We start from the raw sequence: 12,893 nt of genomic DNA, 5'->3' as shown, positions 1-12,893 counted from the left end.
TTTCTGGCAATCACAGGGTTTGGATTGCCAGGTAAAGTGGCTTTTGCAGTACACACAGATGAAGGGATGCGTTTTATCCGCCTGGATTTTTTCAGGCAAACTCATCTTTAAATACTCTGCATGCGTGATTTTGTGGTCTATATCGTTGCTTGCCTGAAGCATTTTGATCCCTTCTATCGATCTGTATTTGAGCCTAGCAGGGTGTATTGATCACCCGATCCAGGGTCATTTTAACGTACGAATACATGGCTGGGCAGCCGCTATGGCGTGGTCCGGCAACGTTCAAAACTTCAATATGATGGTCGGTAATGAAGGCCTGCAGGGACTGTGCGGCACGTACTTCATCGATCATTTCAATGTCGATCAGCTTATAGGGTTTCCCCTGCTTGATACAGAACGCGGCCGTCAGTTCGGTCCCACCCTGGAGATATCGGTGGTAAAACAGGACCGTTCCCTGGGCCTCTTCAACGTTTTTCCGGGTACGGGCACGGTACCCGCCGCCGATTTCTTCCAGCGGATATTTCAAGTCAATCGCGCCATCTTCCGCCATTCTGCCCACCGGGCAAGCCCCACCAATCGGGAAATTGCGTTTCAACCCGGCGTCCAGGGCAGCGCGATCGGACACCAGTTTGTCCCCCGCCGATGATTTTTTTAAGCATGTTTTTCCTGCATAGGTTTTAGAAAATACGCAATTTTGAAAAGTCAGCGTGCGGTCGTTGTTGAGTCAATAGTAGAACAAAGAGCTTCAGCTATGAGGTCACTAGATGGTGCAGTTCACCAGTACTTAGGTTTGTCGACAGGCTTTTTGAGAGTAGGCACTCGATCAGGAAACTGGGCTCCAGCCAGCTCGGTGTCATTGATATGGTGACGTACCCAGTTGGCCAGATTCTTCAGATCCGTTGACGGGGAGCGTTGTTCAAGGGTCGGATAATGAGGAAAAACCACGCCGATGGTACGTTCCGATGCATCCTCCCGTACCCGCTTGAGGGCCGGCACAATGTCTGTGTCGTTGGTGCAAACTACCAGCTGTTCGGCGTGACCGCGAATGGCGTCACGATAAATATCCAGAGCTAGGTTCACGTCGGTCTGCTTTTCTTCCAGCTTCCAGGCCTCAACCTTGTCGCCTTTATCCGGCGGTTTCTTGTAACGCATCGGCGTGGCCTTGCTCTCGGAGTAGTAGCCTTTAATGATTTCGACAGGGGCTGTGCGGGGAGACTGCAAGGCTCGGTGGTATTGCTGCTGGGCTTGGCTGGCGGCCTGTCCATGGCTAGCAAATTTGGCCTTGATGTCGGCGGTGTAGTATTTCACGCAGAGCAGCTCGGATGCCGGATTCTGGGGCCGGAGAATGTACTGTTGGAACAGGGTGAACAGGTCCAGCCATTTATAAGGTGTGTGTTTAAGGCGGCTGAAATAGAGGTTGTAGCCGTCTACGTAAACAATGGTTTTCAAAAAGGAATCCCCAGACATGAAAAAACCGCCACAGGGACGGTTTTTTCGCCTCAAGTTGGGGAGCTAACCGAATAGCGCCAACAAAAGGTAAGTAGTAAAACTAATGCTACACCAAAAACCATTCAAAACCACCCAAACAACTCAAAAATACCCAAATCCACTCAAATCGTTCAAAAAGTAATGCCCTTTAGCTATCTGTTTTTCTCAACTTCGTTTGGATTCATGCGGTTGTTCAGCCCTCCTTCCCCATACCCCTACCTCCAAGAGCACGGTGAGCACATTGAGAACGAATAGCACTAGAGAACGTTGAGCACCGAAAATACATATTAAGATATTGAAATATAACAAATATAAATATTTTTATTGCGCTATATGGCGCAAACTAAATTAAACAAATAGTGATATATAAAGCTTATTTAATAATTTTTTATGGCAATTCAAGTAGGTTAATATACGTTGTATAGAGTGCGTATCGACTCATTGATGGTCATTTTAAAACCACTATCATAGCTCTGGATGAATCGGGAGATGGCTTAATGGCAAACGTAAAACAGACAGCAAGGCGACGGCCCAAAATGTCTGAGCGGGCACAACAACAGATGGCGGTATTGTTCCCTAATTTTCCAGCAGCTTTGCTGTGGCACCGTAAACAGAATGATGGGTATGCCTCTATCCCCAAAACGTTACCCATAGTCATGCAGGCCATTGATGCCCAATCCAAAGGTAAGCCAGCTGGCCATACTCTGTTTTGTTTATGGGCCCGCTCGCCGGACCATCCTTTAGTAACCGTTGAGAACCCTGCGACCTTTGCGTCGGAAGCTGGGTTCTCAGGAGAGCGAGCGGTGGATACCTGGCGCCGACGCATGAAAAAGCTGAAAGAGTTGAATTTTATTGCGACCCGTGAAGGGGCCTCTGGTGATTTTCATTATGTGTTGCTGTTGAACCCCAACATTGCGCTGGAAAGTATGTGGGAAAGTGGTTTTGTACAGGATGTTTTGTATGCCCGATTTCAGGAGCGTCTTCTGGATATTGGGGCCTATGCAGATATTGAGCGTTTTCGAGAATTCTGTAATACCCAAACCAAGCCTCCATCTTCTACTGCGAATGGAGCAAAGACATAAGATTCAATAACGTAAAAAGCCGATAGTGTGTTTTGGCTCTGCCTGGTTGGAATTAGTTTTTGGAAGAATAATGAATAAATTTAACTTCGGGCCCAATGATACTGCGATCCAGCAGTGGGGCTGTTTTGATAAATGGGCTTTATCGCATCTAGATGCTCATCAGGTTGTTTATGCCTTCTCCGATGGGAGTCAATACACCATTTATGTGACTTACAGCCACCACTGTTTTGCTAAGACAGTAAAAGGGTATAACGATCACGCCAACCTCTTGTTTCCTCATTCAAAAGATCCTAGGCACTTTCACCAGGAGCGTTATCAGTTGTCATTGTATTTGCCGGATATTATTCCGCAGTTGCCGGAGCTTTATACTTTTCTTGGTGGTGGCGGTGGTTATTGCTCCTGTAAGGTGTTGAGTCACGAAGGAAAAGAAATGGATTACCTTGTAGTTTTCAAAATGTTTAAAAGTATCAATAAGTTGAGGTTGCATGTTACCAGTGCTTATCCCTATCAACGGGGGAAAACTCGGAAAGTGGGTTTTGAGAAAATTGTGAAGGCATTACATGAGGGTAGGAAATTGCCTGGATCCAAATAACAAAGGCCCCTACTAGAGGGGCCTTCGCCAGAAAACATCTGGTATCCAGAATCACCCTTACCGGCACAGCCTCGACCCTGATGGGTGGTGGGATGTCATTCATTATCATGAATGTCTGTTGCATCCATTGATGGTTTACCAACGTAAACCACTATACCAATAGTATATTACTACTTAGTAATTCACAAATATTGCTTAGTAATGCACTAATAAAAATTAATAAATACGGCTATATTTCTCCTATATATTATAGAAAGTAGACATTTCCTATCCTGCTGATTCTTTTTGGTTTTAGGCCAATTTATGGGCGCAAAAGCGCGCGAAAAAGCGGCTTTTCTTTCTACAAAAAGGTATCATTCAATCTCTTTTGTAGAAACGTGGCGCGGGGCGGACCGGCTTTTCCGTCCGTTGTCACCGCCGTTCAGGAGCGGGGTATGAAAACCGAATTCATGCGCTATCTGGTGTTGCGTCCGGATCTTGGGTATCTGACGCCGGGCATGGACATTGTGTTTGCCGACGACGATCAGCCGCCGCTGACCGCCACCTTGATCCACGCCGAACGCGTCCAGAGCGCCAGGCAACGCCATCACTACTGGTGCCGCTTCGTCACCAGCGCCCCCCATCTGGCCCAGCGCAAGGCGGAGTGCCCGCACGTCCGCCACCCCAATGCACCGTACTGTGTGCTCTGCCAGGTGGTGCTGGAGACCCCGGAGCCGTCCACCTCATGAGTCTGCCCGTCCCCACCCAGAATACCCTCACCGCCCTGGCGTCCGCCGAACCGCCGTTGCGGATCGACTGGCACTATTGGCAGAAACGCCGCCCTCTGGTGTTAAACCTCAACCCCGAGGTGCCGCCGTATCTGGTGCTGCCGGAAGTGCACCAGGTGCTCGCCTGCGCGCTGCACCAGGAACTGCATTGCCTGCTCAATCTGCTCTGGCACAGCGGGGCCCGGATTACCGAAGCGCTGTCCCTCACCCGGGAGGATATAGAACTGAATGGTGAACGGGATTCGCTGCTGATCCTGGCCAATCTGAAACGCAAGCCCGGCCGGCCCGGCAAGCAGACCGCGTCCCGTCCCAAACGCATGGTGCCGCTCACCGACGGGGTGTTTATTGAGGAGTTGCGGCGCACCCTGGCAACGCGCGCGCCCCGCAAAGGCGAGCCGGTTTTTTCCTTCAACCGGCAGCAGGTGCATTACCAGCTGGAAAAAATTGAACAGACCTTAAAGGACTCGGGGCAACCGCTGCCCATCAAGCGCCTGTCGGCGCACACCTTCCGCCACAGCTTTGCGGTGAATTGTTTATTGCAAGGACGGGATATCCGCACCATTCAGGGTTGGCTGGGACACGCGAATCTGGCCAGCACGGAAATTTATTTGCAGGTGCTGAGCGGGGAGACCCACCACCTGGCGTACGGGCTTCAGTTTTGAAATGGGCTAAATTTTAGCCGCTAATAGATCTTGAACTCACGACCCCAACCTTGGCAAGGTTATGTTCTACCAGTGAGCTTTCAACGTTAACGTTGGAATATGGCGTCCCCTAGGGGGTTCGAACCCCTGTTACTGCCGTGAAAGGGCGGTGTCCTTGGCCACTAGAAAAAAATCCATGTTTCCCCGATCTGAAACACAAATCCAATCCCGTTATCCTATTGCCGTTGTCAAACGCCATAGAATCAGATTTAAGAGCTCTTTGCAGGGTTTAAGTGCCAGACATTGGTTCCAGCTTAAGACGCTTCCAAAATACATCGGTCCATGATGAAAGCAGGTTTGATGGATTTTCTACTGTTTATCCACTTTTGCAGTGCCGAAAACACTGGGGTAGAGGCGATTTTCTACTATCAATCCACTTTTACCGCTCGTTTCCCAAAACAATAAACGACAGAGAACACATAAAGTGCTACTTTAAGGTAGCACTTTATTCATGGGTCATTCAGCATGAAAACCATCGGCATCAAAGAAATACGCACCAACCCCGGTTTGGTCACCCAGGCATCCGAAGCCCAAGAGTTGGTTTTGGTCACCAATCGAGGTAAACCCGTCTCCATCGTGGTGCCCTTAACCGAACGCATTCTGGAGCATGGTTTGCCCGTGGCTTTGGCCCATCATCTGCTGCGTGAAAACATTGTTGGGCTGCGCCAGGCGAGCAAAATTGCCGGTCTGCAGATAGAAGCTTTTTTAAACACCCTCAAAGGCACCGGCATCGTGGTGGTGGATCAATCCGAAGACGACGTGATAGACGATCTAAAAACGTTGCAATCGATTCAGGGGACGCCTCGTGTCGTTGATCGTTCCTGATGCCGATCCCTTGATTGCTCTATCTCATGTGCAGCTATTGGATTACCTGGGAACCTTATTCGATCGCATTGTGATCCCCCATGCGGTTTGGCAGGAAGTCTGTGGCAATTTGACGTTACCCCAAGCTCAGAATATCCAAACGGCGGTAGATTCCGGCTTAATCACCGTGAATCAAACCCTGCTTGCACTACAGCAGAGTATTCAGACTGCTTTTCCGAATCTGGATCCCGGTGAAACCGAAGTCCTCGCATTGGCCTCTGCCGATCCGAATCAGACCATCGTTTTAATCGACGACTTGGCGGGACGCAAAGCCGCAAAACAATTGCAATTACGCTTAACCGGTACAGCCGGTATCATCATTCAAGCCAAGCAGGATGGTCACATCAAACAGGCGGTCGAGACACTTTCGCAATTGCGGAGCCTCGGTTATCGGTTTTCCGATACGGTGATGTTGACAGTCGCTACTGCCTGCGGGGAAACGTATCCTTAATGCAGCGTGTGTGAAACCACGAATCATAAAACAAGTTCGTGGTTTCACACACGCCTGGTACTAAAAACACCCAAAGATCAAAAAAGGGGTTCAGCATGCCCAGAACCGTGAACATGTCCGACGAAATGATGGCCATGGCCGAGCAGGAAATCGTGGTCAGTAGCCGCTCTCTGGCAGACCAGATCGAGCACTGGGCCAGAATAGGCCGGGCGATTGAGGAATCACCCTCGTTCGATTACCAACGGGTCAAGGCCGCACTTACCGCCAGTATTCCCTACGATGATTTGAACTCCGCGGAGAAAACGGTGTACCTGGACGAGATGGACGAATTAAGCTGGGCTGAACCGAGCGCGGAAGAGAAAGCGTTCTATGCAAAACTGACCGGCCCAGGCCTGGATGAAAACGGCAAGATCATTTACCCCGATGACCCGGACCCGACCTAAATTCAGGATCGAGAATCGGCACCGATGCTTGTGGCCGCTATGCGGTCAGGCCCGAATACCCCTTCAGCGCGTCAAAGTGCAGGGTTTAGCCCACAACGTTAAATAAGCTGGTCCTTATCCGGAAGCGGATTAAAAACAAACGTCTTGTCTCGTGGTCGAGCCACCATCGGCGCTTGCCGTTTTTTGGCGCCAGGCGACCTGTCGTTGTTTTTGATGTGCCGGCGGACGTAACCCAGAAACGTGGCATATTGGCACTGCAGTTTCTTTTTGCTGACGAAAAACGCATGAATCGTTTTTAGGGAGTATCCGGCGGTCATGGCGTCTTCGACGTCCTGTTGAATCGCTAAGAAGGCGATTTTTTGCTGATAGCGGGGGCTTGGTGTGGGTTGCTGATGGCTCCATTCGGCCAGTTGTTCCAGAATCCGTTCGCTCATTTTTTACTGTCCCATTTTTTCATTGTTCACGACATCAAGACGTAACACGCGGTCCACTTTTGATGTTATTTCATAAAACTTAGATATAACAACTTAAATTCAAGTGCAACTTACATCGAACTTTGGTCGCACTTAGGTCGAAGTACCCACTTGTGCTATGAAAATGACTCAACAGTGCGGTTCCTTATTCGATGATAATGACGTGCATTGTGCAGGGCAGGATAGGTGAAGTAGGCCCACAACCCATTGGTGGGCCTACTTCACGAAACCTGATTCGCCTACCGGCTCAACGGTGTGGGATGCAGTGGGCATTCGAATCCCAAGAGTGGGTAAGACCACGAAACTATTTCATTCACGCCTGATTTTCTTTTGCCGTATATCAAAAGGGTTTCATTCTGAAATCGTGTCAGTGGGTTAACTCAGGGCATCGAACGGGCCCGCATCATGTGGGCGCAATCGATTCAAAAACGGCTTCTTTCAAACAAAGCCGTCCTAAAGCGCGACTTGATTCCCTAGCAGTTATTTTTCTCCCTGAATCCTCCACTAGATTAACCTTGTCTGCGACAACCTAAGCGCCAGGACTATTTCTGATGGGTCAAAGAGGATAGGGCAGTTTTCTGGTGGGATGGATTAGTAGGATGGTGCATGAAGGGTTGGTCTCACTGCACGGTGGTTGGATCAAGCTTTACTGTTCTGGGTGAAAAAACACTGTGCTGCCCTGCAGAGTGTTCGAGTAGCTTAGAGTCACTAACTCCCAGCTACTCGATTAGCCTTTTTAGTATTGTCAGCGAGTGACAACATGTTTATAGCTTTGCCCTGCTGTGCGCAGAAAGCATTCTTTCATTGAATCACGGATGATATCTAATCCTTGTTGCAACTCATTTTCCGATATAGTCAGAGGCGGCAGAAGCTTCATTACTTGCCCTTTACGACCGGCGTTTTCGATGAGCAGCCCTTTGTCAAAGCACTTAGCCAGCACCCTTTCTACCAGGTCACTATTACCGATGACGCTGAAATCCAGGCCCCAGATCAGTCCTAATCCCCGCAGTTGTAGGCGCGGGTCCAATTCCTCGATAATATTGCTCAGTGAATTTTCTACTAGGAGGCTTTTCTGCTCTACTTGCTGTTGTAGCCCTTGTGAGGTCCACATCTCAATCCCTGCCGCGCCACCAATGAAAGCTAGTTGGTGACCACGGAAAGTACCGCTGTGTTCGCCTGGCAACCATTTGTCAAGTTCTGGCTTCAAAAGTACTATAGCCATTGGCAGGCCATAGCCGCTAATGGATTTGGATAAGGTAATAACATCCGGTACAATGCCTGCTCGCTCGAACGAGAAGAAACCACCTGTACGTCCGCAGCCCACTTGAATATCGTCTACAATCAGTAGCAAATCGTGTTTATCGCACAAGGCACGCAACTGTTTCAGCCATTCCTCTGGTGCCACCACGATTCCACCTTCAGCTTGAACCGTTTCCACCAGTACAGCGGCCGGCTTGTCGAATCCGGAATTGGGGTCGGATAGCACTGAATCCATATAGGCGATGGTATCGATTTTTTCCATTGCGCCAAATGGATATGGCATGAAATTAACATTTGGCAGCGGGGTACCGGCACTCATACGATTATACTGGTTTCCAGTGCAAGCTAGGCTTCCCAGGCTCATACCGTGGAAGCCGCCCTGGAATGCGAAAATAGCGGCCCTCCCCTTCACCTTGCGAGCAATCTTCAGAGCAGCCTCTACTGCATTTGTGCCGGTTGGGCCGCAGCACTGAATGCGATAATCCAGCTTCCGTGGCAGCAGGATTTTCTCCTGTAGAGTTTTTATGAACTCACCCTTGGCGACCGTGAACATATCCAGGGCCTGCATTATGCCATCATCTCGCAGATAATCGATCAGCTTCTCGCGGATAAAGTCAGGATTGTGACCATAATTGAGGGCACCAGCACCCGCGAAGAAATCGAGATATCGACGGCCGTCCTCGTCCTCTATAAAAGAGCCCTTAGCCCGCTTGAAAATTGTAGGAAATGCACGACAGTAGGAACGTACTTCGGATTCATACTGATGAAATATCTCGGTACCCATACACACCACCTCATCTTTTGTTGTTGTGATATTTTTGATGTCTTGATGTGAAAAGTATTATTAATCTTTGCGTTAGTATAGATATACGTCTAAGCCAATTTGATTCTGTATTTTTTACAGAAAAGTGAACGCAACAATTTGCTAAATTATCTCGCAACCCGACATACGTCTTCACTTTATTAATTTTTACTTTTCAGTTCAATATAAAATATTTTATACAATGAAAAGTAGTACTCATCTTAGGATTATTTCTTTATTGATCTATACATTTTTAAGTTGCTAATAGCGTCCTTCTAACAGAGTAGTATGGTTCTAATCTATCAATAGATATTAACGCAATTTTATAATATGAATATGAAGGGTATCTTCATGATAAACCTATTCTGAATGAAATAATAATGAGCATAAATGCTAGGGCCTGCTTACGTTTCATCGTTAGCCTCTATAGAGCATGAAATTCGACCAATCAAGAAGGGGAGGATCGCAGTTTGATGATTCCAAATAAGCGAGGAACAACGCAGAGTGGTCGTATTTCAGGCTTCACTCTTCGGCCCGGGTCTGTCTTTTCTCCTACCTGCGTTTCTGATCGATTATGTAGAATAACTGCACTGAGCACACCGTGATTTGACAGACAAAAAACAGAACTGGCAGAGGCTAACGATGAAACGTAAGCAGGCCCTCATATATTATCCAATATATATAATTTAAGCTGGATAAATAGAAAATAAGTAATCTTAAAAATGTTTTGGCTCGCGTGATACATAATTGAAAAATGTCTCGAAATAATTACATATTTGGAAGGTGGTTTAGCTGGTTTTTGTAGAGATCAAAAAAGAATTCAAATAAAGAAAAGCTGGTTGTGATAATTCTAATAAAAATACTTTTTACCAAAAGTAGGCATATATTTTTTTTACTGTTGACGAGGTCAGTAGCCTAATTAATTATAGCGCCTCCGTTTTTACTCAAAAAAGATAAGATTCGGATTTGCTCACTTGGCAAGGGATGTTGCCGACCTGCCAAATTACTGTAATCAAGAATGATCGCTATATATTTTCTTTTCATTGTCCATTTTTTTGCGTAGTTCTGTCCTCGATAAGCGGAATTATATGTATGCAAGGTTTGGCAACAAAAATAAAAAAACTACTGACCAATTCAGGTTATTTTTCATGAATTTCAATTTAATTTATTCGCAAGGGCGTGTCGGAGATAAAACAGAACACACCATAAGAGGTGCGGCTTTGACTGCACAGGAATTAGAATATATGCAGGGAAGCAAGGGTGTATGCGTTGGAAAGTGGCATCCGCCTGCCAGTGACGACTGGAGTACCTGCCTTCCTCAAGCACAGGAAACCTTAGTTTCATTGAAAAAAGCAGTATCTATAAGCATCAAGAGCGACAGACTTACGATACTGGCGTCAAATACCTGCTCGGCCAGTTTGGCAACACTGCCAGTAGTTGTGGAACAATACCCTGAGGTGATAATTCTTTGGTTTGATGCCCATGGTGATTTCAATACACCAGAAACTACTACTACAGGATATTTAGGCGGTATGGTTCTGGCTGCTGCCTGTGGTCTCTGGGATAGTGGTCATGGATCTGGGGTCCGTCCAGAACAAGTCGTGTTGGTCGGTGCGCATGATATAGATCCGCCTGAGCGCGACCTCCTACACAATGCTGGTGTTAGGGTCATTCCACCAAAGGAAGTCACACCAAATTCCGTTCTGAATGCCATAGGTGATGCGAAGGTATGGATACATATCGATTGGGATGTATTGGAGCCTGGACATATACCTGCGGACTATGAGGTCGCTGGGGGGTTGGTACCAAAGCAAATTCAAGCGGTGTTATCTTCCATCCCATCTGATCGTATTCTGGGCATTGAGTTGGCAGAATTTAAAGCACCTCTTGAGAGCAAAGACATAGATTCAGCCATTAACAATATCCGTTTAATTGTAGATCCTGTGATTGCATAAGCATCTGTTTATGCATAAGGAGTAACATCATGGACGATGAAGTTACAATAGAGGCTAAGGAAAGGGATAGAGCTATTATCCCCGGGAAATGCTATCTTTTCGATGAGACACGACTGTCGTGCCCAGACGATTTGCCATGGGCTAGAGAAGCGTTACAGGATTTCTCAGAAATTATGAGTGATGACGATTTTCCATGTTTATTTGGACGAAAAGCTTGGAACAACGCGTCAATATGGTTTCTTTTTTGCGAGAGGCGAGAATCCTGGACATTCATTGATTTTTTCAATGGTTTGAATGAATACACGGATTTTTTGAAAACAACCGCCACGGATCAGCGTATCTATTCGCCTCTGATTGTGTTCTTCAGCCAGGACTTCAATAATAAAGAGTTTCGACATCAATCAATTGGGTGGGAGGCTCTCAACTGGGCTCACAGGTTCGATTTTGCACCTTGGCCGCACAATATTCCTTTAGACCCAGATCATGAAAATTGGAGTTTCTGCTTCAATGGGGTTCAGATCTTTATCAATATGAGTTCGCATGACCACACTGTTCTACGCAGTCGAAATCTTGGTAAATACCTGACATTTGTAATAAATGCCAGGGAAAACTTTGACGCTGTTGCGAGCATCAATACCAAAAGCGGTCGTCTTATCCGAGAACGAATTAGATCTAGGATTTACAAATATAATGCAGGCGTTGTACCACAAGAATTGGGGTTCTATGGAGACCCCAGTAACCAGGAGTGGAGGCAGTACCAGCTTACTGAGGAAGGACTGGCCAGTCCTGATCGCTGTCCGTTTCAACCAAGGAAGGAAATCCAGCCATATGAAAATGATAAAACGGAATAGTTAAGTTAAACACAAGCGATCAATCTTTCAAATCCAACCTACTGTTTTTCCAGTGGTAACGTAAAGCGATGTACGCTAATAACTATTAAGGCGCCTAGCAGTAATGAACAGCACAACTGAAAAATCGATGTCTAACAGTCGTGGACATATTGAGATGGTAGCCGCAATGCTCCTAATGGGTACTGTGGGATATTTTGTCATAGAGTCAAAAATGGATCCGCATTCAGTGGTGTTTTTTCGTTGTCTATTCGGCGCCACATTCTTAGCAATATACTGCTCCATTTTTGGATTGTTCAAAAATACAGGAATTGGAAAACACAATATTGTTCCATTGCTGCTGAGTGGCGTATTTTTAGTTTGCAACTGGATGATGCTTTTTGCTTCATTTGAATCAGCTTCCATATCCACTTCAACCGCTGTATACCATGTACAACCATTCTTCTTTGCCTTGATATGGGCAGCAGCATATCGGGACCCTATTCCCCTAACCAAGATTGCTTGGATGATCATAGCTTTTATTGGTGTGGCCATGGTATCTGACATTCATTTGTCCTCGCTATCATCTGACCACCTACCGGGTATTTTACTTGCTCTTTCTGCTGCTATCCTTTGGGCAATATCTGCAGTGTTTGTCAAACAAATCAAGGACGTCCGCCCGCACCTGATAACTTTGGTTCAATTGACAATAGGGGTTTTTATGCTGCTACCCTTCACTAATCTAACAATGCTGAATACGACATCCTATTTGCAATGGCAGCATCTGGTTACGCTCGGATTCGTACATACCTGCCTTGTATACGTTTTCATGTATTCGGCATACCAGAAGCTCTCCACACCGACCATAGCAGTTTTGACATTCATTTACCCCGCCGTGGCAATTTTGGTTGATTACGTGTTTTATGGAAAAGCGCTGAGCGTAATTCAATTTCTGGGTGTGTCGCTAATAATGCTCAGCAGTTTTGGAGCCAGTCAGAATATTGTATTGCCCTTTCTTTCCTGGAAAAAAGCCTGATTAGACGTTTTTTTCACAATCTTAATATACAAGGGGTTCTGTGGAAGAACCGACAAATTTGACAAGTTTGGCTCTAACACGATCATAGCGAGCCCTGGAGTTGCTTAAACTGCCCCTGGATCATCGCCTTTTCCTGAAGTATTACCTTGTTC

The 12,893-nt window shown here is 46.7% G+C and carries 14 protein-coding genes and 1 tRNA gene; 10 read left to right on the top strand and 5 right to left on the bottom strand.

Translation table 11 applies throughout. The features are described 5' to 3' along the window. Positions 1-193: 193 nt before the first annotated feature. Both FT643_RS22035 and FT643_RS22030 read right to left on the bottom strand, forming a co-directional pair. Complete coding sequence (locus FT643_RS22035) at positions 194-625, bottom strand: putative molybdenum carrier protein (RefSeq protein ID WP_198043805.1); 432 nt, start codon at positions 623-625, stop codon at positions 194-196. A 149-nt stretch (positions 626-774) separates the two neighbouring features. Then, on the bottom strand, positions 775-1,449 hold the full coding sequence (locus FT643_RS22030) for an NYN domain-containing protein (RefSeq protein ID WP_156873584.1): 675 nt from the start codon (positions 1,447-1,449) through the stop codon (positions 775-777). A 536-nt stretch (positions 1,450-1,985) separates the two neighbouring features. On the opposite strand from FT643_RS22030, the gene FT643_RS22025 reads away from it, so the two are divergent. The 4 genes from FT643_RS22025 to FT643_RS22010 all read left to right on the top strand — a co-directional run bounded on the left by FT643_RS22025 (position 1,986) and on the right by FT643_RS22010 (position 4,591). After that, positions 1,986-2,570 carry a hypothetical protein gene (locus FT643_RS22025; protein WP_198043803.1) on the top strand — a complete coding sequence of 195 codons (585 nt, stop codon included), beginning with the start codon at positions 1,986-1,988 and terminating at the stop codon, positions 2,568-2,570. A gap of 70 nt (positions 2,571-2,640) precedes the next feature. After that, complete coding sequence (locus FT643_RS22020) at positions 2,641-3,162, top strand: heat-shock protein (RefSeq protein WP_156873583.1); 522 nt, start codon at positions 2,641-2,643, stop codon at positions 3,160-3,162. A 434-nt stretch (positions 3,163-3,596) separates the two neighbouring features. Continuing rightward, positions 3,597-3,890, top strand: coding sequence for a hypothetical protein (locus FT643_RS22015; RefSeq protein ID WP_156873582.1), 294 nt, complete (start codon positions 3,597-3,599; stop codon positions 3,888-3,890). Beyond that, the gene (locus FT643_RS22010; protein WP_156873581.1) at positions 3,887-4,591 is read left to right on the top strand and encodes a tyrosine-type recombinase/integrase; all 705 of its coding nucleotides are present in this window, start codon (positions 3,887-3,889) and stop codon (positions 4,589-4,591) included. Before FT643_RS22015 ends, FT643_RS22010 begins: the two co-directional genes overlap by 4 nt. Positions 4,592-4,691: 100 nt before the next feature. On the opposite strand, the gene FT643_RS22005 is transcribed toward FT643_RS22010, so the two are convergent. Then, positions 4,692-4,761: transfer RNA gene (locus FT643_RS22005), tRNA-Glu, on the bottom strand. A gap of 334 nt (positions 4,762-5,095) precedes the next feature. On the opposite strand from FT643_RS22005, the gene FT643_RS22000 reads away from it, so the two are divergent. The 3 genes from FT643_RS22000 to FT643_RS21990 all read left to right on the top strand — a co-directional run bounded on the left by FT643_RS22000 (position 5,096) and on the right by FT643_RS21990 (position 6,388). Continuing rightward, complete coding sequence (locus FT643_RS22000; RefSeq protein WP_156873580.1) at positions 5,096-5,455, top strand: UPF0175 family protein; 360 nt, start codon at positions 5,096-5,098, stop codon at positions 5,453-5,455. Continuing rightward, positions 5,436-5,945 (top strand): DUF3368 domain-containing protein, encoded by a 510-nt coding sequence (locus FT643_RS21995; RefSeq protein ID WP_156873579.1) that lies wholly within the window; start codon positions 5,436-5,438, stop codon positions 5,943-5,945. Before FT643_RS22000 ends, FT643_RS21995 begins: the two co-directional genes overlap by 20 nt. 95 nt (positions 5,946-6,040) lie before the next feature. Then, a complete protein-coding gene (locus FT643_RS21990; protein ID WP_156873578.1) occupies positions 6,041-6,388 on the top strand; it encodes a TA system antitoxin ParD family protein in 348 nt (115 codons plus the stop codon). Between the two features lie 98 nt (positions 6,389-6,486). On the opposite strand, the gene FT643_RS21985 is transcribed toward FT643_RS21990, so the two are convergent. Both FT643_RS21985 and ectB read right to left on the bottom strand, forming a co-directional pair. After that, positions 6,487-6,822: a TraK family protein gene (locus FT643_RS21985; protein ID WP_156873577.1), complete on the bottom strand. Its 336-nt coding sequence runs from the start codon at positions 6,820-6,822 to the stop codon at positions 6,487-6,489. 784 nt (positions 6,823-7,606) lie between these two features. Then, entirely contained in the window at positions 7,607-8,905 is a 1,299-nt protein-coding gene (ectB, locus tag FT643_RS21980; protein ID WP_156873576.1) for a diaminobutyrate--2-oxoglutarate transaminase, read from the bottom strand. A 1,166-nt stretch (positions 8,906-10,071) separates the two neighbouring features. Here ectB and FT643_RS21975 point away from each other — a divergent pair. The 3 genes from FT643_RS21975 (at position 10,072) to FT643_RS21965 (ending at position 12,741) form a co-directional block, all read left to right on the top strand. Continuing rightward, a complete protein-coding gene (locus tag FT643_RS21975) occupies positions 10,072-10,878 on the top strand; it encodes an arginase family protein (RefSeq protein ID WP_156873575.1) in 807 nt (268 codons plus the stop codon). A gap of 29 nt (positions 10,879-10,907) precedes the next feature. Further along, the gene (locus FT643_RS21970; protein ID WP_156873574.1) at positions 10,908-11,729 is read left to right on the top strand and encodes a YqcI/YcgG family protein; all 822 of its coding nucleotides are present in this window, start codon (positions 10,908-10,910) and stop codon (positions 11,727-11,729) included. Positions 11,730-11,832: 103 nt separating this feature from the next. Beyond that, on the top strand, positions 11,833-12,741 hold the full coding sequence (locus FT643_RS21965; RefSeq protein WP_198043801.1) for a DMT family transporter: 909 nt from the start codon (positions 11,833-11,835) through the stop codon (positions 12,739-12,741). Positions 12,742-12,893: the final 152 nt, after the last annotated feature.

It is taken from the genome of Ketobacter sp. MCCC 1A13808 (assembly GCF_009746715.1).
Classification (GTDB): Bacteria; Pseudomonadota; Gammaproteobacteria; order Pseudomonadales; family Ketobacteraceae; genus Ketobacter.
The sequence above is the reverse complement of the archived record's forward strand: the minus strand, read 5'-3'. Positions and strand labels throughout refer to the sequence as shown.

Coding starts and splice junctions, on each gene's coding strand:
- FT643_RS22000 (WP_156873580.1), top strand. CDS start 5,096: ATGAAAACCATCGGCATCAAAGAAATACGCACCAACCCCGGTTTGGTC.
- FT643_RS21990 (WP_156873578.1), top strand. CDS start 6,041: ATGCCCAGAACCGTGAACATGTCCGACGAAATGATGGCCATGGCCGAG.
- FT643_RS22010 (WP_156873581.1), top strand. CDS start 3,887: ATGAGTCTGCCCGTCCCCACCCAGAATACCCTCACCGCCCTGGCGTCC.
- FT643_RS22015 (WP_156873582.1), top strand. CDS start 3,597: ATGAAAACCGAATTCATGCGCTATCTGGTGTTGCGTCCGGATCTTGGG.
- FT643_RS21965 (WP_198043801.1), top strand. CDS start 11,833: ATGAACAGCACAACTGAAAAATCGATGTCTAACAGTCGTGGACATATT.
- ectB (WP_156873576.1), bottom strand. CDS start 8,905: ATGGGTACCGAGATATTTCATCAGTATGAATCCGAAGTACGTTCCTAC.
- FT643_RS21975 (WP_156873575.1), top strand. CDS start 10,072: ATGAATTTCAATTTAATTTATTCGCAAGGGCGTGTCGGAGATAAAACA.
- FT643_RS22025 (WP_198043803.1), top strand. CDS start 1,986: ATGGCAAACGTAAAACAGACAGCAAGGCGACGGCCCAAAATGTCTGAG.
- FT643_RS21985 (WP_156873577.1), bottom strand. CDS start 6,822: ATGAGCGAACGGATTCTGGAACAACTGGCCGAATGGAGCCATCAGCAA.
- FT643_RS21970 (WP_156873574.1), top strand. CDS start 10,908: ATGGACGATGAAGTTACAATAGAGGCTAAGGAAAGGGATAGAGCTATT.
- FT643_RS22020 (WP_156873583.1), top strand. CDS start 2,641: ATGAATAAATTTAACTTCGGGCCCAATGATACTGCGATCCAGCAGTGG.